The sequence below is a fragment of the Sulfitobacter sp. M368 genome (genome assembly GCF_025141875.1).
GTDB classification, from domain to species: Bacteria; Pseudomonadota; Alphaproteobacteria; order Rhodobacterales; family Rhodobacteraceae; genus Sulfitobacter; species Sulfitobacter mediterraneus_A.
The window spans coordinates 1,539,969-1,565,762 of the sequence record NZ_CP081113.1 but is presented as its reverse complement, the minus strand read 5'-3'; the positions used below and the strand labels follow the sequence as shown (position 1 = coordinate 1,565,762).

Below are 25,794 nucleotides of genomic sequence, written 5' to 3'. Positions count from 1 at the left end.
GGGCCTTAAGAGGCCAGCCGCGACAGCAGGCTCTTCATAAAGTCATGTCCGGCGTTGAACTGAGATATCTCAATAAACTCATTGGGTTGATGCGCCTGCGCAATGTCACCCGGCCCGCAGATCACCGCCGAATATCCGGCCTCTTGGAACTGCCCGGCCTCGGTGCCATAGCTGACCTTGTGACTGGCATTGTCACCGGTGATCTGGCGCACCAATGTTTCGGCCTCGCCATTGTCTTCGGGCTTGAGCCCCGGCACATCAAAGCGTGGTGTGACCTCGATGTAGGTCTCGGGCACAACAGCCTGCATCTGCGCTTCGACCTCGCGCACCTTCTTGAGATAGGCGGTGCTCCAGGCATCTTTGTCCTCGCCCGGCACCACGCGGAAATCCATGGCGAATTTGCAGTCCTTGGCGGTGATGTTATGGGCTGTTCCCCCTTCGATCATGCCAACATGGCTGGTGGTGAACGGCGGATCAAACATCGCGGCAATGGCAGTGGGTTTACGCGCCATGCTTTGAGTGTTCATTTCATTGGCCCATTCGATCAATTTGGCCCCGGCCATGATCGCGTTGACCCCGGTATGCATCAGCGAGGAATGCACCTCAAAGCCCACCACGTGCGTGTCAAACCCGGTGCCGCCCTTGTGGCCGGTCACCGCTTGCATGGTTGACGGCTCCCCCACGATCACGGCAGATCCCTTGGGCAACACAGGCTGCATCGCCTCAATCATCGGCGGCGCGCCGGTGCATCCAATTTCCTCATCAAAACTCAGCGCGATCTGCAACGGGCGTTTCAGCCCCATGTATTTCCCCTCGACCAAGGCCCAAAGGGCCAGCGCATCAAACCCTTTCATGTCGCAGGTGCCGCGCCCGTAATATTTGCCGTCTTTTTCCACAACGCTGAACGGATCAGTGTCCCAGGGTTGCCCGTCAATCGGCACAACATCGGTATGCCCCGACAGGACGATTGCGCCCTCTTCCCAAGGGCCGACATGGGCAAAAAGCGCATGCTTGGGCTCCTCCGGATCAACATAGCGATGGCTCTCGATGCCGTGGCTGTCCAGGTAATCGGCCACCCAGTCGACCAGCGGGATGTTGGTGTCACGCGATACAGTGGGAAAACTGATGAGTTTTTCCATCAGGGCGAAGGGGGAAAGCCGTTCAGCCATTTGAGTTTATTCCTTCTCCGAAAAAGACCAGGGTGCAGTCTTCGTCCGCCACGTGGAATTCACGCTGGCCATAATCTTGGTTGAAGGGGGCCCGCACCCGGCCCGCCGGCAGCCTGTCCAGCATGAGTTTCATGTCGGCATAAAGCGCGTCAATGCCCTGTACATCTATGTAGAATGATCCCTCGCGGGCAGGATCTTTGAGATCCACCCCCGCACTGACCTCGACCAATCGAACCGCAACATCATCCCGGCGCAAAAAGGCATAATTGTCTGCCTCAAATCCCAGGGTAAACCCCAGCACGTCGCGATAGAACCCGGTCTGCGCCGCCAGGTTGGTGCAGGGCACAAAGGGTGTGATCTGCGTCAGGCGCATGGGATCAATAGCCGCTGTCGGTCAGCAACACCTCGTGGCCCGGTTCGATCTGCCGGTAGATGGATTTCTGCGGCCTGTAACTGATTGGATGGATCGGCGAAGGGATCGGCTTGAAGTTGAGATCCTTCTCGTCCTTACGTTTGCGCGGGTCGGCGATGGGAACCGCTTTCATCAAGGCTTGCGTGTAAGGATGCTGTGGGTTTTCAAATACTTGCGATCGCTTTCCGATCTCGACAATCCGGCCCAGATACATCACGCCCACGCGGTGGCTCACACGTTCGACCACCGCCATATCGTGGCTGATAAACAGGAACGACAGATTAAGTTCTTGTTGCAACTCCATCATCAGGTTCAGCACCTGCGCCTGCACCGACACGTCCAGCGCCGACACAGCCTCATCCGCAATGATCAACTTGGGGTTCAGTGCCAGCGCACGGGCAATCGCGACACGTTGGCGTTGTCCCCCGGACAGTTCGTGCGGAAAGCGCCGCATAAAGCTGCGCGGCAGCTCCACCCGGTCAAACAGCATCTCGACCCGTTTGGTGATGTCCCCACCCTTGAGCGTGGCAAAGTTGTGAATGGGTTCGGCCACCTGATCGGACAATTGCATCTGCGGATTGAGCGAGGCGAAGGGATCTTGAAAGATCATCTGCATATCAAGCCGCGCGTTGCGCAACTGCTGGTGGTTCAACGCCATGATGTCTTTGCCGCCAAGGTCGATCTCACCCTCTTGCGGCTCTACCAGCCGCAAAATGGACCGGCCCGCGGTGGATTTGCCGCAACCGGATTCGCCCACAAGGCTCAGCGTTTCGCCTTTGTTGATTGAGAATGAGACATCCTCGACCGCATGCACATTGGCGATTGTCCGGCGGAAAAAGCCGCCCTGCACCGGAAAACGTGTGGTCAGATTCTTGACCGTCAGCAAAACCTCGTCCGATCCCTTGATCGGCAGGATTTCCTTGTCTTCGCTGCCCATCAGTTTCATCGGCTCGGGATAGGCCTTGCCGGTCATCTCGCCCAGTTTTGGAACCGCCGCCAAAAGCGCCTTGGTATAAGGGTGCTGCGGGTTCTCGAAAATCTCTTCGACCGTGCCCTCTTCGACCTTGTTGCCGCGGAACATGACCACCACACGGTCGGCCATCTGTGCCACAACGGCCATATCATGGGTGATAAACATCACCGCCGTGCCGGTTTCGCGCTTCAATCGGTCCATCAAGGCAAGGATTTCGGCCTGAATGGTCACATCCAGTGCCGTTGTCGGCTCATCCGCGATCAAAAGGCGCGGCTCGCAGGCCAGCGCCATGGCGATCACAACACGCTGGCGCATGCCGCCTGACAATTCATGAGGGTATTGCTGCAAACGCCGCTCCGGCTCGGGGATGCGCACCTGTTTGAGCAGATCCAGCGCCCGCGCTTCGGCCTGCGCCTTGTTCATGCCCTTGTGCAAGCGAAGACCCTCGGTCAACTGCTTGCCCACTGTGAACACCGGGTTCAGGGCCGTCATCGGTTCTTGGAAGATCATCCCGATCTCATTGCCGCGAATATGGCGCATCGTTGGCTGATTGGTTTGCGCCAGATCCACCTCGCCGCCCTGGGCACGGTCAAACAACAGCCGCCCCCCGGCAATTTCTCCGCCGCCATATTCGACCAACCGCATCAAAGACAGCGATGAGACCGATTTACCGGAGCCAGATTCGCCCACGACACAGACCGTTTCGCCCGGATTGATGTCGAAACTGACATCTTCAACGCCGACCACAGGGCCATCTTTTGTTTGAAATTCCACGCGAAGCCCTTGAATTTGGGCAATCGGGCCTTTGGTCGTCTGATCCAGCATCACGTTTCCTATTGTTATTTGTCGTCTGGGTTGATGGACGCTACGGCGATTGCACCAAGACTGTCAAACATCCGCCGTTGCCCATGCGTAATTTGCGGCTGGATTAATGTCTGGGGTTGCATTTCTGGCCAAACCTGTTTCGATACGCCCCATGCGCTTTGGGGGAGTGAACAAACAAATCGGCTTTTGCGCGGACTTTACGCAACGTTAGCCGTCGTTCTTAAACCAAACTCAATGCGACAAGAAAGGGTGCGGACCAACCCCACCCCAAAACGCGACACGCAACACGTGTCCAACAAGGAGTAAAAAATGAAAATGAAAACCCTTTTGATGGGTGCAATTGCCTCAGCTGCCTTTGCACCTTTCGCCCTCGCGGACGGCCATTCCGGCGAACGCGGGCGCGACGGTGAGGTCAAGATCATTTATTGGCAAGCGCCATCGATCCTGAACCCATATCTGTCCGGCGGCACCAAGGATCTCGAATCGGCCTCGCTCGTGATTGAGCCTCTGGGCCGTTACAACGAAACCGGCGCATTGGTCCCCTATCTGGCGGAAGAAATTCCAACGGTTGAAAATGGCGGCGTAAGCGCAGATCTCAAATCCATCACATGGAAGCTGAAAAGCGGTCTTGTATGGTCCGACGGCTCCCCTGTGACATCTGCGGACGTCGCGTTCACGGCGGAATACTGCATGCACCCCGAAGGTGGCTGTGCGCAGGGTTCCAAGTTTGACGGCGTTGATTCGGTCGAAGTTCTGGATGACCTGACGGTCAAGGTGCACTTCTCCGAAGCCAAACCAAACCCATACGGCCCGTTCATGGGCGGCCAGTCCCCGATCATTCAGAAGGCACAGTTCTCTGAATGCCTCGGTGCCAAGGCGCCGGAATGTACCGAAGCCAACTTTAATCCAATTGGCACCGGTCCTTTCAAGGTTGTGGAGTTCCGTCCAAATGACGTGATCACCATGGAAGCCAACGAAAACTACCGTGAAGAAGGCAAACCTGCCTTTGCGTCGCTGACCTTCAAAGGTGGCGGTGATGCGGTTGCAGCTGGCCGTGCGGTTATGGAAACCGGCGAGTTTGACTATGCATGGAACATGCAGTTGGCACCCGATGTTCTGGCCAAAATGGCCGAAGCGGGCAAAGGCAAGCCAATTTCCGCATTCGGTACGCTGGTTGAGCGTCTGGAAATGAACCTGACCAACCCATCGCCAGATCTGCCCGAGGGCGAGCGCTCCACCGTTGCGCATCCGCACCCGTTCCTGTCTGACGAAGCGGTACGCCGGGCACTGTCCATGGCGATCGACCGTCCTTTGCTGGTCGAAGTTGGCTACGGTCAAGCGGGTCGTCCGACCTGTAATCTGGTGCCTGCGCCAGCGCTTTATGCGTCCGACAACACCGAGTGTCTGACACAAGACATCGACGGCGCCAAAGCCATGCTCGACGCAGCCGGCTGGGTTGACAGCGATGGCGACGGTGTACGTGACAAGGACGGCGTGAAACTGTCGATCCTGTACCAGACATCGACCAACGCTGTGCGTCAGGATTTCCAAGCCCTGATCAAGGACTGGTGGAACCAGATCGGCGTAGAAGTTGAACTGCGCAACTTGGACGCATCCGTGTTCTTTGGTGGTGACCCAGGTTCCCCTGACACCTTCCAGAAGTTCTACGCGGACGTGGAAATGTACGCCAACAACTTCGACGGCACAGACCCACAGGCTTATCTGTCGGCCTACCGTTGCGGCAACGAGCCAAAGCCATCCAGCCAGTGGCAGGGTGAAAACATCAACCGCTTCTGTGATCCAGAATATGACGCCCTGCTGGACGAATTGTCCCGCACAGGCGAACTGGACAAGCGCGGTGAAATCTCCAAGAAGCTGAACAACATGCTCACCAAAGACACGATGACAATCGTGCCGCTGGTTGACCGTGGTCGTGTTTCCGCTGCGTCCAACACATTGGGCGGTGTTGTCCTGAACACATGGGACAGCGAACTGTGGAACGTTGCTGACTGGTATCGCATCAAGGAATAAAAGAATGGCGGGTCGTCTGGCCCGCCTTTCTCTTTTTGCGGCAGGGCGGGCATGTCTCGCCCTGCACCTTCACCCACCCCATCAGACTGAATTGCAAAGGCGACGCTTATGTTGACCTTCACCCTACGACGATTGTTGCTGTCGATCCCGACACTTTTGTTCATCAGTCTCGTTATTTTCCTTCTTCTCCAACTCGCTCCGGGCGATCCGATGGCACAGGTGCCGTTGACGGTGCCGCCCGAGGTCAAACAAAAGATGCGCGAGGCGCTGGGTCTGGGTCAGCCGATCCATGTGCAGTACTACAAGTGGCTGATCCAGTTCTTCTGGATCGAACCGCTGGTCTTTATCGATTATCTGACCAACACGTCGAGCCTGTTCAGCTGGCTGCCGGATACCGCATTCTCCGAAGGCAAACTGCGCGTGATCAGTTGGCAAACCCGCTCTCCGGTGATGGACATCGTGGTGCAGCGGATGCCGCAAACCCTTTGGGTTGTTGGCTTGAGCTATGTTGTTGGCATCGTGATTGCGATCCCGATCGGGATCTATTCGGCCTACAAGCATTACTCCGTGTTCGATCAGGCCGGTACCTTCATCACCATGATCGGCTTTTCGATCCCGCCATTCTTCACCGGCCCCCTGCTGATCGTGATCTTCTCGGTTTACCTCGGTTGGTTGCCATCGATCTATGACACCACCCATGTGGTGACCGACTGGGCCAGCTTTAAGGTGCAGTTCTTCCAGATGATCATGCCGGTGATGGTGCTGGCGCTGCAAACCACCGCCCAGATCAGCCGCTATATGCGCGGTGCGATGCTGGACAACCTCAATCAGGACTATGTGCGCACAGCCCGTGCCAAAGGCCTGCGCGAAGGCGTTGTGGTCATGGTGCATGTGCTGCGCAACTCGATGATCCCGGTTGTGACCGTGATTGCACTGGGCATGCCGGCCATCTTTGGCGGCGCGATCATCACCGAGAACGTGTTCAAGGTGAACGGTATCGGACAGCTTCTGCTGACCGCGCTTTTTGCCAACGATCTGCCGATGGTGATGACCCTGACCTTTATCTTCGCCATCCTGATCGTTCTGTTTAACCTTATCGCCGACGTCCTCTATGGCGCGCTTGACCCGAGGATCCGCTATGACTGAGCAACCTATCCCCGCAAGCCCCATCGAGGCCGATATCGAGACCTTTGGCGCGCTCACCGACAAAGAGCCGCAAAAGCCGCCGCGCAGTCAGTGGCGCGATGTCTGGGACCAGTTCCGCAAACACAAAGGCGCGGTCTTTGGTGGCGGCTTCCTGATCTTCATCACCTTTGCGGTGATCTTTGGCCCTTACCTGTGGGATGTTGATCCCAAGGGGCTCGATATTCGCAACAAGAACTGGCGCCCGGTCTACACCCTGCTTTGGGAACCGGATGCGAAGGCCGGATGGGCGCATCCCTTTGGCACCGACCAATTGGGCCGCGATATCATGGCCCAGATGATTGCCGGAGGGCGCGTATCCATGTCCGTCGGCTGGCTCGCCATGGGTCTGGCTTTGGTTATCGGCACCGCCATCGGCGTGATTGCCGGCTACTTCAAGCGGCTTGATTTCTGGCTGATGCGTTTTACCGATCTGGTGTTGTCGCTGCCGATCCTGCCACTGGTTCTGCTGGCGGTGACCCTGTTCCGGCAACCGCTCAATTCGCGGTTCGGGCCCGAAGGCGGCATGTTCATCCTGATTGTCGCAGTCATCGGCCTCACCTCATGGATGCAAACCGCGCGGATCGTGCGGGGTGACATTCTGGCGCTCAAGGAACGTGAGTTCATCCTCGCCGCCCGGTCCATCGGCACCACTTCGGGCAAGATCATCCGCCGGCACCTGCTGCCCAATGTGATCTCGCCCATCATGGTTTCCGCGACGCTGGGCCTGGCAACCGCGATCATCACCGAAAGCGCGCTGAGCTTTCTGGGCGTTGGCTTCCCCTCGGACTATCCGACATGGGGCAAGCTATTGGCCGATGCGGTGCAGCGGATGCAGGACTTTCCCGAGCGGGTCTTGCTGCCCGGCATCGCGATCTCACTGACGGTGCTGAGCGTGAACTACCTTGGCGATGGCCTGCGTGATGCGCTCGATCCGCGGATCCGCGGACGATAGGCAAATAAGGATCAATGCGCCTCCACTGGCGCGTTGAAACAACTCCTGTTCTGACAAATCAATAAAGGGTGGAGGATGTTTTGATCCTCCACCCTTTTTCAGAATTATCTCCCTGCCAACACCCCACAATCACATTCTCATATGCTTGATTGGCAATGTATATCGCGCCAAATGGGAAAATATTCCGATTTTGGAGATTACGGCGATGTTTGAGTCTTTTGGTTTTGAAGAAACCACCGCGCGGCAGGCGTCTGTTCTGCTGGCGGCGATCATTGGTCTGGTGTTTGGCGTGTTGGCGCAGCGCACCAAGTTCTGTTTCCGCCGGTCGCTGGTTGGCGAAGATCGCCGCGCCGCGGGCGGTGTCTGGCTCATGGCGCTGGCTGTCGCGATCATCGGCACCCAAGGTGCAGTGGCCGCCGAATGGATCACCTTTGACGAACATCGCTTTATGACATCGGCCCTGCCCATTCTGGCCATCGCTGCAGGTGGCCTGCTCTTTGGTGCAGGAATGGTCCTGACACGCGGCTGTATCTCTCGCCTGACGGTTCTATCCGGCTCTGGCAACCTGCGTGCGGCGCTGGTGGTGCTGGTCTTTGCCGTTGTGGCCCATATGACCCTCAAAGGGGTTCTGGCCCCCCTGCGCGTGGCCCTGGGCAGTGTCACAGTGGAAATGGGCGACTACGTCAGCCTCGCCGCCCTGCCCGGCGGCGCATGGGTCTGGAGTGGGCTGATTGTCATGATCGCCCTGATCTTTGCCTTTCAATCCGGCAACTCCGTTGCGCAATTGGTGATGGCCGCCGTGATCGGCCTTTTGGTGCCTGCCGCATGGGTCGGCACCGGCTTTGTCCTCTTTGACGATTTTGACCCCATCGCCATGGAAAGCCTGTCGTTCACTTCCCCCGCATCGGAGACCCTGTTCTGGAGCATCGCCAGCAGCTCAATCCCTTCCGGATTCGGCACTGGCCTTCTGGGCGGCGTCTTTGTTGGTGCCTTGCTGGCCAGCCTGCTGTTTGGCGGCTTCCAGTGGCAAAGCTTTGAAGCGCCACGCCAAACCGGGCGCTACATGCTGGGCGCGGCGCTCATGGGCGTCGGCGGTGTGCTCGCGGGCGGCTGTACCCTTGGTGCAGGCCTTTCAGGCGTGCCGACACTCTCTGTGGCCGCCATTCTGGCAATTGTGATGATTGCGGTCGGGGCCAAAGTGACCCACGCCCTGCTCAGCCAAGACGCTTACGCAGACGCCGCACCATCCACCAAACAGCCCCCACTACCGGCAGAGTGATCAACGAGATGAGCATGCCTTTGCTCATCTCCATCACCCCCGCCAATGGATAGAGCAAATACCCGGTGAGCGAGACCGCGTAATAGCTGATCGCCACAACCGAAAGCCCCTCAACGGTATGTTGCAACCGCAACTGCAAATCGGCGCGGCGGTCCATACTGGCCAGAATGGCCTGGTTCTGGGCCGAGCGTTCCACATCCACCCGCGTCCTGAGCAACTCACTGGCACGGATCGCCCGCGCCGATGTCTCCTTGAGCCGCGCCTCGGTGGATTGCACGGTGCGCATCGCAGGCTCATAGCGGCGCATCATAAATTCGCCAAAGCCTTGCCGCCCCATAAACCGCGACTCCCGCAGCGCCAGGATGCGCTGGTTGACCAAGGCCTGATAGGCCCCCGTCGCACCCAGCCGGTAGGCCGATTGCACAGACAGCGTCTCAAGCTCCACCGAGATATCCAACAGCGCGTGCAATGTGTCCTCTGCGACCGCAGAAGAGCCGCGCATCTGCGCCATCAGATCGGTCAGCTTGCCATCAAGCCGGTTGAGCTGCGGTGACATGGTCTTGACCATGGCAAACCCCAGCATCGAGGCCGCCTTGTAGGTCTCGATCTCGCAGAGCCGCTGCAGAATGCGCCCGATGCGACGTTTGCCGGTGGTCTCTGCCGTGAAAATCGCAATGCGCAGGTGGCCCGCCGGATCGATCCTGAAATCGGTGGCCACAACGGCAGCCCCTTCCAGAACCGTGGCCACTGCAAGGCTTTCGGGCACAAACCAATTGCGCAACTGATCGGCAATCTGGATGTCCTCTTCTGGCCGCGGCATCAACCGGAGCAAGGCAGATGTGATCCGCCCCCCCGGCACGCTCTCAAGCCAATAGTCGGGAAAAACATCAAACTCGACAGGATCAAATGGCCGGTCCGACACATCTTGGGAAAATACCGTATAGGTTACAAATTCCGTGTGTTGTTCCCACTTGAGCCAGTATTTCCCCATCTCACCATAATAATGTGTAGCATCCGCACCGGGATGCGGCGCGCCGTAATGGTCCAGCAAAGCGACCAAATGCGCGTGATCGGCGCTGCGGTCCCGCTTGGCAGGATCTGGAGAGGGTTGGATCGCCAGGAAGACCGCCGTTGAAGGCGCAGTGAGCGATGGAAAGGGCCGCGCGTGAAGCTCCCCCGAAAGGGCATAGCGGTTGGGGTGGTCTTTGATCGGGGCCATGGGTCAAATCCGGCAGTCGAGGACATTTCGCCCACCATAGGGAATTTCTCCGCCCTGAATAGAGAAAAATGTTATATATCAGCATCTTGACGGTGTACTTCGGTATACAGATCATTGCCTGCCACGCCGCGCATCATCGCAGCCCAAAGCGGGGGGGCTGACAAGGCGTGTCATGGCGGCACCTGCCCATGGCACATTTGACTGCGGGTCTCTGAACCAATTGGAACGGCCACGGCGCCACTATCCTGATCGAATTCTGCGCTCCTGCCTTCAAAGAAAAACGCCCCGCCATTTCTGGCAGGGCGTTCAAGGATGGTGCGCGGAACTTTTCAGAATTTCCGCACCGTTTTCTTTCCAGGAAAACGTCAGTCGATCATCGGCAACAGCTTGTCCAGGGACGCCTTGGCATCGCCATAGAACATCCGCGTGTTCTCCTTAAAGAACAACGGGTTCTCGATCCCGGAATAACCGGTGCCCTGCCCGCGTTTGGACACGAACACCTGCTTGGCTTTCCAGCATTCCAGAACCGGCATACCGGCAATCGGGCTGTTCGGATCGTCCTGCGCCGCCGGGTTCACGATGTCGTTGGAGCCAATCACAATCGCCACGTCGGTGTCAGGGAAATCATCATTGATCTCGTCCATCTCCATCACGATGTCATAAGGCACCTTGGCCTCGGCCAGCAGCACGTTCATGTGCCCTGGCAAACGCCCCGCAACCGGATGAATGGCGAACCGCACATTCTTGCCCTTTGCACGCAGCTTTTTCACCAACTCGCTCACGGCCTGCTGGGCCTGGGCCACCGCCATACCGTAACCGGGGATGATGATGACGCTGTCGGCCTCGTTCAAGGCCGCAGCAACGCCATCGGCCTCGATCGCGATCTGCTCGCCCTCAACCGCCATCTGCTCACCTGCGGGGCCGCCAAAGCCGCCGAGGATCACGCTGATGAACGAACGGTTCATCGCCTTACACATGATGTAGCTGAGGATCGCACCGGAAGAGCCAACAAGTGCACCCACCACGATCAACAGATCATTGCCAAGGCTAAAGCCAATCGCCGCCGCAGCCCAACCTGAGTAGGAGTTCAGCATCGAGACAACCACCGGCATATCCGCGCCGCCGATCCCCGTGATCAGGTGATAACCGATAAACAAGGCGGCCAGCGTCATCACAAAGAGCGGCAGGAAGCCACCTGTGTTGAAATACCAGATCAGACAAATGGCAGAGAGCGCCGCCGCAGCCGCGTTCAGGAAATGCCCACCGGGCAGTTTCTTCGCCGCTGAATCTACACGGCCCGCCAGCTTGCCATAGGCAATCACAGAGCCGGTAAAGGTCACCGCACCGATAAAGATGCCCAAAAAGACCTCAACCCGCAGGATGGCAATCTCGACGCCGTCTTTCTTGGCCAGAAGCGCGGCAAAGCCTTCGGTCGCCTTCTTCGCGGCCTCGTCCATCGCCATCACATTGCCCAGCTCAAAATGGGCGTTGAAGCCAACGAAGACCGCCGCGAGACCCACCAAGGAGTGCATCGCCGCGACCAATTCGGGCATCTGCGTCATCTGCACCCGTGTGGCCAGCTGATACCCGATGGCACCGCCACCGGCGATCAGCACCAGCGACAAAAGCCAGAAACCTGAGCCCGGCCCGATCAATGTGGCCGCAACCGCCAGCGCCATGCCGACAATCCCGTACCAGACCGCGCGTTTGGCGCTTTCCTGACCGGACAGCCCGCCAAGGCTGAGAATGAAAAGAACGGCCGCAACGACGTAGGCTGCTGTTGTAAAACCAAAATCCATGGATCCCGCTCCCTTAAGATTTCTGGAACATGGCGAGCATGCGCCGTGTCACGAGAAAGCCACCAAAGATGTTGATCCCACACATGAAGACCGACAAGGCAGCTAGAATGATCACCAGGAACGAGCTGGAGCCGATCTGCATCAGCGCCCCCAGAATGATGATCGAAGAGATCGCATTGGTCACCGCCATCAGCGGTGTGTGCAGGCTGTGCGCCACGCCCCAGATCACCTGGAACCCGACAAAGACCGCCAGCACAAAGACGATAAAGTGCTGCATAAAGCTGGCTGGCGCCACAAGGCCAACCGCCAGAAGCAACGCACCGCCCACGGCCAGCAATGTGACCTGGTTCTTGGTCTGCTGTTTGAACGCGGCGACCTCTTGTGCGGCCTTTTCTTCGCGTGTCAGCTCTTTGGGCGCTTCTTTCTTGGGCGCTGCCGCAATCGCCGCGATCTTGGGCGGGGGCGGCGGGAAGGTGATTTCCTTGGCGTGGGTCACGGTCGCGCCGCGGATCACGTCATCTTCCATATTGTGATTGATCACACCGTCTTTTTCAGGGGTCAGATCGGTCATCAAATGACGGATGTTGGTGGCATAGAGGGTTGAAGCCTGCGTCGCCATCCGGCTTGGGAAATCCGTGTAGCCGATGATGGTCACGCCATTGTCGGTCACGATCTTCTCGTCCGCCACGGTCAGCTTGCAGTTGCCGCCCTTTTCCGCCGCCAGATCCACGATCACGGAGCCAGGTTTCATGGATTTCACCATGTCCTCGGTCCACAGCTCCGGCGCCTCGCGGTTGGGGATCAACGCCGTGGTGATCACGATATCGACTTCAGGCGCCAGTTCACGGAATTTGGCCAGCTGCGCCTCGCGGAATTCCGGTGAAGAAACAGAGGCATAGCCGCCTGTTGCCGCGCCGTCCTGCTGTTCTTCCTCAAAATCGAGGTAGACAAATTCAGCGCCCATGGATTCAACCTGTTCGGCCACTTCTGGACGTACGTCAAAAGCATAGGTGATCGCACCCAGCGATGTGGATGTCCCAATCGCCGCAAGGCCGGCCACACCCGCCCCGACAACCAGAACTTTGGCCGGGGGCACCTTGCCCGCCGCCGTGATCTGGCCGGTGAAAAAGCGGCCGAAGTTGTTGCCGGCCTCGATCACCGCGCGGTAGCCTGCGATATTGGCCATGGACGACAACGCATCCATTTTCTGTGCGCGGGAAATACGCGGGATCATCTCCATCGCGATGACCGTGGCGCCCTTCTTGGCCGCCGCTTCCATGCCTTCGGCATTTCCTGCCGGGTTGAAGAAGGAAATCAGCGTCTGGCCGTCGCGCAGGCGCTTCAGCTCGGCGTCATTGGGCGCGCGGACCTTGGCCACCACATCGGCCGCTTTCCAGAGCGCCGCGGCGGTTTTGACCACCTCGACACCCGCAGCCTTATATGACGCATCATCAAAACCAGCAGCGGCACCCGCCCCCGTTTCAATCACACAATCATGCCCGAGTTTTTGCAACTGAAGAGCCGACTCCGGCGTCATTGCAACGCGGGCTTCCCCTTCAAAAATCTCTTTTGGCGTTCCGATCTTCAATTCAAAATCCCCCGCAAATGAGCCGCACCCCATTGGCGCAACTTTGTTGCGTATCCGATAGCGTGCAGACCACAATTGTACAAGCGGCAGTCCATGTTTCGGGGCGTCAAACGAGGGAAATCCTTCCCAAAAATGCTGTTTCTTAGGCACAAAGTGTCGTGATCAGAATGTTCCGGTGCCATGAGCCGCATTTGCAGAGGTGAATCGCCCTGCCGCATCGAAGAGGCCGGTGCGCCTGCGCACCTCTGGTTTTCCGCTCCCCCGGCGTTAGCCAAGTGTTAACCTTGCCCTGCGTAGCCTCATCACCATGCAAGATCTCACCCCGCCCGCCTTCGGCACGAACCGCCACTTCTTCACGCTTCGCCTCGCCGATCCGCAAGACGATGTGCTGCTGCGCCGCATCGGCAAATTGCGCGCCGCCATGCGCAGCACCCTGCGCCATCACAGGTTTCGCATAGATGCCATTGCCGTTCTGCCTGCAACGATCCACATGATCTGGACCTTGCCGCATGAAGCTACAGATATCGCCAACCGGATTGGCATGTTCAAAGCGCGGTTTTCAAGACATCTGCCACCCGCGACCTATCGCAGCCCGTCACAAATCAAGAAGGGAGAGAAAGGCATCTGGCAGCGCGGCTATTGGTGCCACCCTCTACGCAATGCGGCCCAGTTCAATCGGTATCGGGCTTTGATTTACCACAGTCCGGTTCAGGCCGGATTGTGCAAGACCCCGCAGGATTGGCAATATTCATCGATCCACCGCGACCTTGCCCGCGGATACCCCCTGCCTGCGCCACTTGGCTCTGCCGCGCCGCCAGCAATACCGCAACCCGTTGAGATCGCGCGTGTTGCTTTGTGAATTCAGACCGCTTTGAGGGCCGGCGCGGCGCCACTCGCCGCCCATTGGCGCACCGCGCTGCCAAATCCGGCAAACAAGGGCCGTGAAACAGGATCACCCGCCGCGTTCCACTCCGGGTGCCATTGCACCGCCAGGGTAAAGCCCGGCGCGCCCTCAACATAGATCGCCTCAGGCGTGCCATCCTCGGCATGACCATCAATCACAATCCGTTGCCCGGCGCGTTTGATCCCCTGCCCGTGCAGCGTATTGGTCCGAACGACTGGCGCCCCCATAAGCTCATGAAACACGCCGCCTTCGGTAAAGGTCACATCATGGCGCAGTTCGAACTTCTCCTCGATGGTGCCCTCGGGCGGCATCCGGTGGTTCATGCGCCCCGGCAAATCACGGATCTCGGGATAAAGCGTGCCGCCCATCGCGACATTGACCTCTTGAAACCCCCGGCAAATGCCCAGAAACGGCTGGCCGCGCTCCACGCAGGCCCGCACCAGCGGCAAAACAATTGCATCGCGGGCGCGGTCAAATTCTCCGTGTGCCTCGGTTGCGTCCTCGCCATATTCCTCGGGATGCACATTGGGCCGCCCACCGGTCAGCAGGAAGCCGTCACACACATCCAGAAGCTCTGCAACGCTGACATGTTTGGGGTCACTTGGAATGATCAACGGCATGCAGCCGGCCACTTCGGCCAAGGCATCCGCGTTCATCTGCCCGCCCGCATGCACCGGGTACTGATCGTTCAACAAATAGGAATTGCCGATAATGCCAACAACTGGACGGGCCATAGATCACCAAAAGGTTAGACAGGTTCGAGGCAATATAGGGCGGGATTTCCCCGCCCTCAACCACCGATCAGATCTCGCCGGTCAGACCCGCCGCTTCGATCCCGGCCAGCGCCGCCACCGCATCATTGTCCGAGGTATCCCCCGTGACGCCAACCGCGCCAATCACCGCGCCCTTTTTGTCGCGCAGCAACACGCCGCCCGGCACCGGGATCACCTGACCGCCATAAACGCCGTTCACCGCCGCCATGAAATAAGCCTGATCCTCGGCCCGTTTCATCTGCGCCGTACCGGCCATGCCCAACATCACGGCACCATAGGCCTTGCCATGGGCGATCGAGAACCGCCCTGGTGCTGCGCCATCCTCCCGCTCAAACGCCTGAACATGGCCGCCTGCATCCAAAACCACCACGGACAATGGCTTCAGCTCCATCTCGCGGCCTTTTTCCAGTGACTTGCGAATAATCGTCCGCGCCTTGCGCAATGAAATACCCATCTCGATCTTCCTCTTCCCTTTTTGGCTCTAAATACTCCGGGGTGCGCGAGGGGCTGGCCCCTCGCATCCGCCCTGTGTTCCGCGCAGCCTAGTCTGCGGCCTTCAACTCCAACCGTCGTGCATGCAGCACAGGCTCGGTATAGCCTGAGGGCTGCTGCCGCCCTTTCAGCACCAGATCACAGGCCGCCTGAAACGCGATCCCGTCAAATCCTGGCGCCATTGGCTGATAAAGCGGATCTCCGGCGTTCTGCCGGTCCACCACTGCCGCCATCTTTTTCAATCCGGCCAGGACCTCCGCCTCGCTGATCACCCCGTGATGCAGCCAGTTCGCCATCGCTTGCGCCGAAATCCGGCAGGTGGCGCGGTCTTCCATGAGGCCCACATCATTGATGTCCGGCACCTTGGAACAGCCAACCCCCTGATCCACCCAGCGCACCACATAGCCAAGAATGCCTTGGGCGTTGTTCTCGATCTCGCGGGTGATCTCTTCGGCGCTCAGATTGCGGCCATCCATCACCGGGATGGTCAACAGATCCGCAAGGGTGCCGCGGGCGCCGCCTGCCTTGATTTCGTTCTGGCGGGCCAGAACATCCACCTGATGATAATGGGTGGCATGCAATGTCGCCGCTGTGGGGGATGGCACCCATGCGCAATTGGCACCCGATTTGGGGTGGCCGATCTTGACCTCCAGCATATCGGCCATCAGGTCGGGCATGGCCCACATGCCCTTGCCGATCTGCGCACGACCCTGCAGCCCGCAGGCCAGCCCGATATCGACGTTTCGATCCTCATAAGAGGCGATCCAGGCGGCATTTTTCATCTCGCCTTTCGGCACCATTGGGCCGGCTTCCATCGAGGTATGGATCTCGTCGCCGGTGCGGTCGAGGAACCCGGTGTTGATGAAGGCCACCCGCTTTTTCGCGGCGCGGATACATTCCGCCAGATTGGCAGAGGTTCGGCGCTCTTCGTCCATGATGCCCAGTTTCACCGTGTTCGCAGGCAGGCCCAGCGCCGCCTCGACATGGCTGAAAATCTCGTCCGCAAACGCAACTTCTTCCGGCCCGTGCATCTTGGGTTTGACCACATAGATGCTGCCCTTGACGGAATTGCCGCCCTCGCGCGCCAGATCGTGCATGGCGATCAGGCTGGTGATCATCGCATCCATCAACCCCTCGCCTGCTTCCAGCCCGTCGCGGTCCAGAATGGCCGGATTGGTCATCAGATGGCCCACATTCCGTACCAGCATCAGCGACCGACCCTTCAGCGTCAGCTCAGACCCGTCTGGCGCGGTATAGTCGCGGTCCGGATTCATCCGGCGGGTCATCTGCTTTCCGGCCTTTTCAAAGGTCTCTTCCAGATCACCTTTCATCAGGCCAAGCCAGTTGCCATATGCGACAACCTTGTCCTCCGCATCCACGGCCGCGACGCTGTCTTCGCAATCCATGATCGTGGACAGGGCCGATTCCATGATCATGTCGGACACATGCGCCGGATCGGTTTTTCCGATGGCATGCTCCGCGTCAATCTGCACCTCGATGTGCAACCCGTTGTTCTTGACCAGGATCGCCGATGGCGCATCCACCGCGCCGCGATACCCGGCAAATTGAGCGGGATCAGCCAATGCAGGCGCCAATGCCCCGTCTACAACACTATATCCCGTCACATCCGAATGGCTGCCACCGGCCAGCGGCGCAACCTCATCAAGAAACGCCTTGGCCTTCGCCACAACACGCGCACCGCGCTCTGGGTCATAGCCGCCCTTGGCAGGCAGATCGCCCAGCGCATCGGTGCCATAAAACGCATCATAGAGGCTCCCCCAGCGGGCATTGGCAGCGTTCAGCGCAAAACGGGCGTTGGTGATCGGCACCACAAGCTGCGGCCCCGGCACCTGTGCGATTTCAGGATCAACATTGGTCGTTTCAATAGAGAACGCGCCGCCTTCCGGCACCAGATAACCGATCTCTTTCAAAAACGCGGTATAGGCCGCCGCATCGTGGGCCTGGCCCCTGTGATCTTTGTGCCAATCGTCAATTTTGGCCTGAATATCGGTGCGGGCCTGCAGCAATGCGCGGTTTTTTGGCCCCAGATCGTGAACAAGCGATGAAAAACCGGTCCAAAACGCATCTACGTCCACGCCCGTGCCCGGCAAGGCTTTGGTTTCGATAAAGTCTGCCAGCAGCGGGTCAACCTGCAACCCGTGTTTATCGGTCCTGTTTGTCACGATGCGCTCCTCCAATGCAATGTTCGGCCTTGCCGCGTTTATCCATAATGTCGCAGCGATACAAGTTGGGGCGGTAATACTATATTACCAATTCCGATCCCTACGCGATCATGATCACAAATGGTGCACTTTGCAGGCGGTCCAAAAGAAAAAGCACACCCTCCCGGATGTGCTCAGATTACTGACAAACCCCGTCATTTTGGCGGGGTTTTGTTTATGTGTTTAGGGGTTTGCTCTGTCTCAGGTGCTTTGTGGTGTTCCACGCGATACAGCCATTGCGATTTTCTTGATGTTCTGGGCGGTGGCTGCCAGGAGGCATTGGGTCTGGACTTTGGCTCGGGATCGGAAGCGGGCGTAGCGGTGGCCGAAGAGTTGTTTGGCGTCCGCAAAGGAGCGCTCGACGGTTTCTTTTCGTCGTTTGTAGAGCGCCTTGCCCCAGTCGGTCAGGCGGTGGGCATCTGTGCGTTCGCGGGCGTCGGCCCAGACATGGCGGGTGACGGTTTTCTGGGCCTTGGCGTTGGTGGTACAGGAGGCCAGCAGTGGACAGTCGCGGCACTGTGACGGGTCAGATTTGTAGTGACGGTAGCCGCTGCGGTCGGTCGTGGCGTAAGGGATCACCTGACCTTCGGGGCAGCGATAGGCGTCCACTGCCGCATCATACCGGAAGGCGCGTTTGGGCAGCATCCCTTTAGGACGCGACGGGCGCAGGTACCCCGTAACACCGAGGATACCGCGATCCTCCAGCCCCCTGGCAATCGGCGCGCTGGCATAGCCTGCATCCAGGCCCACCGCCTGCACGTCAAATCCGAACCGCGCCCGCTGACGGTCCAACCGCCCCAGATAGGGGATGCTGTCATGCACGTTGGCGGCCGTCACATGGGTGTCGGTGATGATGGCGTAGCGCCCGTCCACTGTACGGTGATCAAGGTAAAAGAACCCTTTAGGTTTGCCGTCACGCACCATGTAACCTGCGTCCGGGTCGGTGCGGCTGACCTTGGTTTCCTTCACCGGCGGCTGGCGATCCTTCGGCTTGAGGGGATTTTTGCCATGCGCGGCACGGTCGGCAGTGATGGCCGCATCCAAATCATCCCAATAGGCGGCGCGGGATTTGGCGACCATGTCCTTGTCATAGCGGCCCTTGTTGGCATTGGCCTTCAGATGCGTGCTGTCTGTATAGAGCACCTCACCGCCCACAAGCCCGCGCCCAATGGCCTGCTCCACAATATGATCAAAGATGCGCTGTGCGATATTCGTCCCGTCGAACCGGCGGCGGCGGTTCTGGCTGAAGGTGCTGGCGTCAAAAACGCTGTCCGTTAGCCGCAGCCCGATGAACCAACGATAAGCCACGTTCACCTCGATCTCCCGCATCAGCTGCCGTTCCGAGCGGATGCCGAACAAGTATCCGACAAACAGCGCCTTGAAGAGCATCTCAGGCGCAATCGGCGGGCGACCATTGTCGGGGCAATAAAGGTCCTCGGTCATCTCCCGGATGAACCCGAAGTCAATCGCAGAACTCACCTTGCGCAAAAGATGATCGCTCGGCACCAATTGCTCCAACGTAACCATCTCAAGTTCGGTCTGCTGTGGGGAAGGCTTTCTCAACATACCCCATTGAATCAAAAGTCCCCGCTCATGGCGAGGACTTTGTCAGCAGTCTGAGCACACCCTCCCGGATGTGCTTTCTCATAGATAAATTTATAATGATCAGTTGCTGGGCTGAACCGTCGTTTCAGTCCCGATCAGGGTTTCCGCACTTGGTTCTGATCCGTTCATGACCGAAAAGAGGATCACCACCAAAAGCATCAGCGCCCCAAAGATCATTGCGCCTTTGATCCCCAAAAGCGGGGGACGGTGGTTTTCTTTTTGTGTTTCGATATTTGTGTCGGGTGCAGACATTGTTCGTTCCTCTCATCAGTTCGGTTCAGACCCGGTTGCGGGTCTCCGTTCAGGGACATAACGTGCGGCAAAACAAATTGTTCCATCTCAAGGATCTGCTCCATGCCCGAGACTGCCCCCGAAACCATCTATCTGGCCGATTACACCCCCTTCGGTTTCATCGTGGACAGCGTGGCGCTGACCTTTGATCTGGATCCCCGCGCGACCCGCGTAACAAGCCGCATCGCCTTTCACCCCAACCCAGATGCCGAGGACCACGTTTTTTTTCTGCATGGGGAGCACCTCAAATTGATCTCGGCGAAGATCGACGGACAGGCGGTTTCACCCCAGATCACGTCCAAGGGGCTGACCTGCGATGTGCCGGACGCACCTTTTGTCTTTGAGGCAGAGGTCGAGATTGACCCAACCGGCAACACCGCGCTGGAGGGGCTTTATATGTCGAACGGGATGTATTGCACCCAATGCGAGGCCGAGGGCTTTCGCAAGATCACTTATTATCCCGACCGCCCCGATGTGATGGCCACCTTTGAGGTCACGATCAATGGCCCCCACCCCGTGCTGCTGTCCAATGGCAATCCTATCAGCAGTTCAGAGCATCATGCCAAATGGTATGACCCTTGGCCCAAACCCGCCTATCTCTTTGCCTTGGTCGCCGGTGATTTGGTCGCCCATCCGGGCAAGTTCACGACCCAAAGCGGGCGCAAGGTTGATCTCAACCTTTATGTCCGTCCCGGCGATGAGGGTAAATGCGCTTTTGGCATGGAGGCGCTGATCGCCTCGATGAAATGGGACGAAGAGGTTTATGGCCGCGAATATGATCTCGATCTGTTCAACATCGTTGCGGTGGACGATTTCAACATGGGCGCGATGGAGAACAAGGGGCTGAACATCTTCAACTCCTCCGCCGTCCTCGCCTCCCCCGAAACTTCGACCGACATGAACTTTGAGCGGATCGAGGCGATCATCGCCCACGAATACTTCCACAACTGGACCGGCAACCGCATCACATGCCGTGACTGGTTCCAGCTGTGCCTCAAGGAAGGGCTGACCGTCTACCGCGACAGCCAGTTCACCTCTGATATGCGCTCTGCCGCGGTCAAGCGGATCTCGGATGTGATCGACCTGCGCGGGCGGCAGTTTCCCGAGGATCAAGGGCCGCTGGCCCATCCTGTGCGCCCTGAAAGCTTTCAGGAGATCAACAACTTCTACACTGCCACTGTCTATGAAAAGGGCGCCGAAGTGATCGGGATGCTCAAGACGTTGGTGGGGGATGAAGCCTATGCAAAAGCGCTCAACCTCTATTTTGAGCGCCATGACGGTGATGCGGCAACAATCGAGGATTGGCTGAAAGTGTTTGAGGACACCACCGGCCGTGATCTGGCGCAGTTCAAGCGTTGGTACGGTCAGGCCGGCACCCCGCGCCTGAGCGTTGAGGAAACATGGGAAGACGGCACGCTGACCCTCACCTTTACCCAGCATACACCGCCCAGTGTCGCCACCCCCGATCCACAGCCGCAGGTCATCCCGATTGCCACCGGCCTGATCGGCCCCAATGGCAACGAATTGGCCGAAACGCGGATTCTGGAAATGACCGAAGCCAAGCAAAGCTTTACCTTCGAAGGGTTGGGCGCACGGCCCGTGGCCTCAATCCTGCGCGGGTTCTCGGCGCCGGTTGTCCTCACCCATGATCTGTCCGACGCGGACCGTGCGCATTTGCTGGCCCATGACTCCGACACGTTCAACCGCTGGGAAGCCGGGCGCAGCTTGGCGCGGCAATCCTTGTTGGCGATGATCACATCGGACGCCGCGCCCGACAGCGCGTATCTGGATGGCATTCATGCGGTGGTCTGTGACGCCGCCCTTGATCCGGCTTACCGCGCGTTGATGCTGGGCCTGCCCAGCCAATCAGATCTGGCCTCCGCCCTGCATGACCAAGGACATGTGCCGGACCCCGCTGCGATCTACCGCGCCGGTGAGGCCATGCGCGATGCAAAGGCTGCACGTTTCGCAGATGAAGCCCAAGCCATCTATGACGCCTGCAAAATCGATGGTCCCTATGAACCCGGTGCCGAACAGGCGGGCAAACGCAGCCTCGGCAACGCCATGCTGTCCATGATCACCCGCCGCCAGGGCGGGGCTTTGGCCCAAGCGCAGTATAACGCAGCCGACAACATGACCCAACAGCTCAGCGCGCTGGCCTGTTTGATCCGCGCCGGTGACGGCGAAAAACCCCTCGCCAGGTTTGAAACCCAATGGCGCGATGACCGGCTGGTGATGGACAAATGGTTCGGCCTACAGGTGCTGGAGGCCAAGCCCGAAGAGGCCGCCGCCGTGGCCGAAAGCCTGACGAAGCATAGCGATTTCAACTGGAAGAACCCCAACCGTTTCCGCGCGGTCTTCGGCAGCCTGTCCATGCATCATGCGGGGTTCCATCACGCCAGCGGCGATGCCTATGCCTTGCTGGCCGATTGGCTGATCAAGCTGGACGCGGTTAACCCGCAAACCACGGCGCGGATGTGCACCGCCTTCCAGACCTGGAAACGCTATGACGCAGATCGCCAGGCCAAGGCCGCCGCCGCGTTGGACCGCATACTGGCCACACCGGATCTCAGCCCCGATACAACAGAGATGCTTACCCGCATCCGGGGGGCATAAGATGCGTCCGGTTTGTCTCATCACGGGCGCTTCTGCGGGCATCGGTGCGGCCTGCGCAACACTGGCGGCCAGCCGTGGCTACGATCTGGCGCTGACCTACAACTCTGACCCCAAGGGCGCAGAGAATGTTGCCGACAAAGCCCGTGCAGCCGGGGCAAAGGTGGTCGTCCTGCAATTGGACGTGGCGGACCCTGAAGCCATTGAAGCCATGTACAGGGCGGTCGATGATCATTTCGGGCGGTTGGATGCGCTGATCAACAACGCGGGCATTGTCGCAGAGGCGGCGCGGCTGACTGACATGGATCACGCCCGCCTGCGGCAGATTTTTGATGTCAACGTGATCGGCGCGATGCTGGTGGCCAAGGGGGCCGTGGCAAGGATGGAACCTGCGGGCGGCGGGGTGATCGTCAACATCTCCTCTGCTGCGGCACGGCTTGGATCTGCCAATCAATACCTCGACTATGCCGCAAGCAAAGGCGCGATCGACACCTTTACAAAGGGGCTTTCGGATGAGGTCGCGCCAAATGGCATTCGGGTGATGGCCATTGCGCCGGGCCTGATTGAAACGGATATCCATATGAAGGGCGGTCAGCCAGACCGCGCCGCGCGGCTGGGCGGCAGCACCCCCATGGGCCGCGCGGGCAGCGCCGAAGAGGTCGCCAATGCGGTGATCTGGCTGCTGGGGGATGAGGCCTCTTACGTCACCGGATCGGTTCTGAATGTCACCGGGGGCCGCTGATCCCATGGAGGACGGGCTGCATTTTCGCCGCTCGGCCCGCAATCGCAGCACGCTCATCACGCTTGCGGTGATCTGGCTGGTGCTGCTGACCTTGCTGCTGTTTTTGGAAGCGGCGTGGTGGATCATCGCTTTCCTGGGGGCCTTCACCCTGCCCGCGCTGTGGGATGTGGTCCGCGACACCCAAAGCGGGCTGGAGTTGAGCGCATATACTCTGAGCTGGTTCACCGGCCGCCGCAGCGCCGAGATCGCGCTGGAAGATATTGATCATATGCGTCTGGACACGCGGCTGGACTTTTCGGTGCGGGCCACTGCGGTGCTCAAGACCGGGCGCAAAATTCGCCTGCCATTTGAATGCACGCCGCCACATCAGGCCTTCGAGGACGCTTTGACCGCCCAGGGGCTCAAGGTGCGGCGCACCCATTTCCAACTGCGTCAGTAGTCCGGGGTTTCAGGCCGCGCCTTGGGCCGCTGTTTGTCCAGACGGGTGCAATAGGCCTGTTTGCGCAGCCATCCGGCCATGTCCCGGCGCTTGGCCGCAGAATGCATCGGGCCCCAATCGGCGGTAACCCCCTGCCCCTTGCGGCCACGATAGCCATGGATGACCCCGTCACGCGGCACAGTATGGGCCATGATCCGCACCGCGCAGCTGAGGTTAGCCGCACCGTTCTTGAGACCGTCGCCAGACCGCGCATTGCATTTGTAACCCCGCGCCGTTGCAGGCAGAATTTGCAGCAGGCCATACCAGCGCCCGCCGCCGCCCACGGCCCAAGGTCGATAGGTGCTTTCGTGTTTGGCCAGTGCAGACATGAACCCAACCCAGAAATCTGCCCTTTGCTGTGCATCCGCTGCCGGATAGGCCGGGCACCATTTGGCGATATCAGCAGGCACCAGTTCGACCAGCGGCCTGCCATGGGTCGCCAGCGCAGACAATGCGCCGCGCGTCCATGTGGCGTGGCCCTTCATATGTTGCCAACGCGTGCGCGGCAGCGCGGCCCGGCGCAGCGGCGGACGCAGCTTTTTGAGCCCCGCATCTATTGGCATACTCTGATCGGACGGGGCCACCAATGCCACTGCAACAGGCGTGTCCGTCTGTGCGAGGACACCCCCCGCACCAATCCAGATCGCCAGCGCCCCCCCAAGGAACGTAAACTTCATCGCGAAACTATGGGTGCCCCACGATGCCATTTTCAAGTTTCTTAACGCGCCTTAACCCTTCAGGGCGACAAAAAGGCGGCTTTTGCGCAACTGTCCTGCCCTTTGCAACAATCCGGCACATTCTGCGCCAGACCACGCCATAGAGCGGGTTCCAGCCCGATTTCTCCGCGAGAACACCCCACAGCGGTCATGGTTCCGCCCCAAATCAGGGGCAGATTGGACCTCGAACACAAATCGCCAGGACCAAACCCGTGATGAAAACGCTGAACGACATTCTGCAAAAACACGCCAGCCCCCTGCTTGGGCTGCTCGATAAATCGCGTGTTGGCACCCGTCGCGGCAAATCTCGCCGGCAAGAGGACGCGATGGATCCGATTGTCCCGCTGGCGCCACTGGTCAAACGTGACACGCTGCGCATTGCATGCCCTGATCCCACCGCCGAAGACACCCTGCGCGACCGCCACATCCGGCAGGCGCAGGCCTTGGTGCGCCAGGAACGCTGGGCGGAGCTGACCCAAACCATCAAAGATGCGGACATGCGCCGCGAAATGACACCGGGTGCGATGCCGGTGGCCGATCTCATGGCATATGGCGCCCGCGCCGATGTTGTTGCCGCCGCTGAACATGCCTTGATGGATGGAAAACCAGCCAAGGGCGCGCCCCTGTTGGCCGGGATTGAAGCGCTGGAACATGTGCTGGCAGAAAACAAAGGTGATCACATCATCGGGTCGATCGTGGCCCAGGCGCATATGGACATCGGCTGGGCCTGGCGCGGCAACGGCTGGGACGGGGATGTACCGGAACTGAACGCCAACGCCTTTGCTGCGCATTTTGACCGGGCCACGGACATCATCTCTGACTTTAATATTCAAATCCACCAATCGGCGCTCTTGGCGGGCACGGCCTGTGCCCTTTTGGGCGGCACTGCGCCCGGCAGGCTACCGGTGGCAGACCGCTATGAAAAGCTGATTGATTTGAACCCTGCCAACCCGCGTGTGATGCGGGCGATGGGCAACCACCTGTTGCCGCGCTGGTACGGCTCTTATGATGAGCTGGAACTGGAGGCACGCCGCACCGCCGCCCGCACCACTGACACATGGGGCGCCGGCGCCTACACCTGGGTCTATTTTGACGCGATCTTCAACGACGAAGGTGCCTGTGCCAACCTCGATTTGCCCTTCTTTATCGAGGGCTTGCACGACATCCTTGAACGCCGCCCCGATCCATATACTGCCAATCTGCTGGCCGCCTATTGCGCAAATGCCATTGGACAGGCGATCTCCGGCAATGATGATGTGGATCAGATCCGCTCGCAAATCGCGGATTGCGCCCATTGGATTGTGCGCCGCCACCTGACCGAACTGCACCCGATGATCTGGGCCCATGCCGCCCGCGGGTTTGACAACAATCTGCGCATCCGCTCAGCCACACGTTTTGCCGAAGCGGGCCGCGAAGATGCCGTGCGGATCATCACAAAACTGTTCCAACGCGAAATAGCGGCCGGAAAACGTATCGTTTTCACCGACACAGGGCCAATTGCACGCGCCGGATAAGCCGCAGCCTCT

Annotated in this window: 21 protein-coding genes; 9 read left to right on the top strand and 12 right to left on the bottom strand. The window is 59.1% G+C overall.

What is annotated here, in order from left to right; all coding sequences use genetic code 11:
- Window positions 1-5 precede the first annotated feature (5 nt).
- The 3 genes from argE to K3754_RS07815 are packed head-to-tail and all read right to left on the bottom strand — an operon-like array spanning window position 6 to window position 3,379.
- Entirely contained in the window at window positions 6-1,169 is a 1,164-nt protein-coding gene (gene argE / locus K3754_RS07825) for an acetylornithine deacetylase (protein ID WP_203211563.1), read from the bottom strand.
- Window positions 1,162-1,542 carry a VOC family protein gene (locus K3754_RS07820; protein ID WP_259942614.1) on the bottom strand — a complete coding sequence of 127 codons (381 nt, stop codon included), beginning with the start codon at window positions 1,540-1,542 and terminating at the stop codon, window positions 1,162-1,164. The genes argE and K3754_RS07820 overlap by 8 nt, the downstream gene beginning before the upstream one ends.
- 4 nt (window positions 1,543-1,546) lie before the next feature.
- Entirely contained in the window at window positions 1,547-3,379 is a 1,833-nt protein-coding gene (locus K3754_RS07815) for an ABC transporter ATP-binding protein (RefSeq protein WP_259942611.1), read from the bottom strand.
- Between the two features lie 309 nt (window positions 3,380-3,688).
- Here K3754_RS07815 and K3754_RS07810 point away from each other — a divergent pair, with 309 nt between their 5' ends.
- The 4 genes from K3754_RS07810 (at window position 3,689) to K3754_RS07795 (ending at window position 8,826) form a co-directional block, all read left to right on the top strand.
- Window positions 3,689-5,410 (top strand): peptide ABC transporter substrate-binding protein, encoded by a 1,722-nt coding sequence (locus K3754_RS07810; protein ID WP_203211566.1) that lies wholly within the window; start codon window positions 3,689-3,691, stop codon window positions 5,408-5,410.
- A gap of 108 nt (window positions 5,411-5,518) precedes the next feature.
- Window positions 5,519-6,556 carry an ABC transporter permease gene (locus K3754_RS07805; RefSeq protein WP_203239659.1) on the top strand — a complete coding sequence of 346 codons (1,038 nt, stop codon included), beginning with the start codon at window positions 5,519-5,521 and terminating at the stop codon, window positions 6,554-6,556.
- Window positions 6,549-7,547, top strand: a complete 999-nt coding sequence (locus tag K3754_RS07800; protein ID WP_203211568.1) for an ABC transporter permease — start codon at window positions 6,549-6,551, stop codon at window positions 7,545-7,547. The genes K3754_RS07805 and K3754_RS07800 overlap by 8 nt, the downstream gene beginning before the upstream one ends.
- 205 nt (window positions 7,548-7,752) lie before the next feature.
- Window positions 7,753-8,826 carry a YeeE/YedE family protein gene (locus tag K3754_RS07795; RefSeq protein WP_259942604.1) on the top strand — a complete coding sequence of 358 codons (1,074 nt, stop codon included), beginning with the start codon at window positions 7,753-7,755 and terminating at the stop codon, window positions 8,824-8,826.
- Here the strand turns inward: K3754_RS07795 and K3754_RS07790 are convergent.
- The 3 genes from K3754_RS07790 to K3754_RS07780 all read right to left on the bottom strand — a co-directional run bounded on the left by K3754_RS07790 (window position 8,762) and on the right by K3754_RS07780 (window position 13,432).
- A complete protein-coding gene (locus K3754_RS07790; RefSeq protein WP_259942602.1) occupies window positions 8,762-10,045 on the bottom strand; it encodes a DUF3422 family protein in 1,284 nt (427 codons plus the stop codon). The genes K3754_RS07795 and K3754_RS07790 overlap by 65 nt on opposite strands.
- A 365-nt stretch (window positions 10,046-10,410) precedes the next feature.
- Window positions 10,411-11,844: an NAD(P)(+) transhydrogenase (Re/Si-specific) subunit beta gene (locus K3754_RS07785; protein ID WP_203211571.1), complete on the bottom strand. Its 1,434-nt coding sequence runs from the start codon at window positions 11,842-11,844 to the stop codon at window positions 10,411-10,413.
- Between the two features lie 13 nt (window positions 11,845-11,857).
- Window positions 11,858-13,432, bottom strand: coding sequence for a Re/Si-specific NAD(P)(+) transhydrogenase subunit alpha (locus K3754_RS07780; protein WP_259942599.1), 1,575 nt, complete (start codon window positions 13,430-13,432; stop codon window positions 11,858-11,860).
- Between the two features lie 307 nt (window positions 13,433-13,739).
- Here K3754_RS07780 and K3754_RS07775 point away from each other — a divergent pair, with 307 nt between their 5' ends.
- Window positions 13,740-14,291 (top strand): REP-associated tyrosine transposase, encoded by a 552-nt coding sequence (locus K3754_RS07775; protein ID WP_259942597.1) that lies wholly within the window; start codon window positions 13,740-13,742, stop codon window positions 14,289-14,291.
- 2 nt (window positions 14,292-14,293) lie between these two features.
- Here the strand turns inward: K3754_RS07775 and K3754_RS07770 are convergent, their stop codons facing one another.
- From K3754_RS07770 to K3754_RS07750, 5 genes are all read right to left on the bottom strand, one after another.
- Window positions 14,294-15,070, bottom strand: coding sequence for a gamma-glutamyl-gamma-aminobutyrate hydrolase family protein (locus K3754_RS07770; protein WP_203211574.1), 777 nt, complete (start codon window positions 15,068-15,070; stop codon window positions 14,294-14,296).
- 67 nt (window positions 15,071-15,137) lie between these two features.
- Window positions 15,138-15,563 carry a heme-binding protein gene (locus K3754_RS07765; RefSeq protein WP_203211575.1) on the bottom strand — a complete coding sequence of 142 codons (426 nt, stop codon included), beginning with the start codon at window positions 15,561-15,563 and terminating at the stop codon, window positions 15,138-15,140.
- An 88-nt stretch (window positions 15,564-15,651) separates the two neighbouring features.
- Window positions 15,652-17,784: a malate synthase G gene (locus tag K3754_RS07760; protein ID WP_259942594.1), complete on the bottom strand. Its 2,133-nt coding sequence runs from the start codon at window positions 17,782-17,784 to the stop codon at window positions 15,652-15,654.
- Window positions 17,785-18,024: 240 nt separating this feature from the next.
- Window positions 18,025-19,389 carry an IS1182 family transposase gene (locus K3754_RS07755; protein WP_259940777.1) on the bottom strand — a complete coding sequence of 455 codons (1,365 nt, stop codon included), beginning with the start codon at window positions 19,387-19,389 and terminating at the stop codon, window positions 18,025-18,027.
- A 99-nt stretch (window positions 19,390-19,488) separates the two neighbouring features.
- Window positions 19,489-19,680, bottom strand: a complete 192-nt coding sequence (locus K3754_RS07750) for a hypothetical protein (protein ID WP_203211577.1) — start codon at window positions 19,678-19,680, stop codon at window positions 19,489-19,491.
- A gap of 102 nt (window positions 19,681-19,782) precedes the next feature.
- On the opposite strand from K3754_RS07750, the gene pepN reads away from it, so the two are divergent.
- From pepN to K3754_RS07735, 3 genes are read left to right on the top strand one after another with little or no spacing between them, the layout of a single operon-like run.
- Window positions 19,783-22,335, top strand: coding sequence for an aminopeptidase N (gene pepN / locus K3754_RS07745; RefSeq protein WP_259942591.1), 2,553 nt, complete (start codon window positions 19,783-19,785; stop codon window positions 22,333-22,335).
- A gap of 1 nt (window position 22,336) precedes the next feature.
- A complete protein-coding gene (locus tag K3754_RS07740; protein WP_259942587.1) occupies window positions 22,337-23,074 on the top strand; it encodes an SDR family oxidoreductase in 738 nt (245 codons plus the stop codon).
- Window positions 23,055-23,513: a hypothetical protein gene (locus tag K3754_RS07735; protein ID WP_259942584.1), complete on the top strand. Its 459-nt coding sequence runs from the start codon at window positions 23,055-23,057 to the stop codon at window positions 23,511-23,513. The genes K3754_RS07740 and K3754_RS07735 overlap by 20 nt, the downstream gene beginning before the upstream one ends.
- Here the strand turns inward: K3754_RS07735 and K3754_RS07730 are convergent.
- The gene (locus K3754_RS07730) at window positions 23,507-24,229 is read right to left on the bottom strand and encodes a transglycosylase SLT domain-containing protein (protein WP_203211580.1); all 723 of its coding nucleotides are present in this window, start codon (window positions 24,227-24,229) and stop codon (window positions 23,507-23,509) included. The genes K3754_RS07735 and K3754_RS07730 overlap by 7 nt on opposite strands.
- Before the next feature lie 254 nt (window positions 24,230-24,483).
- Here K3754_RS07730 and K3754_RS07725 point away from each other — a divergent pair, with 254 nt between their 5' ends.
- Window positions 24,484-25,782 (top strand): hypothetical protein, encoded by a 1,299-nt coding sequence (locus K3754_RS07725; protein ID WP_203212157.1) that lies wholly within the window; start codon window positions 24,484-24,486, stop codon window positions 25,780-25,782.
- Window positions 25,783-25,794 lie beyond the last annotated feature (12 nt).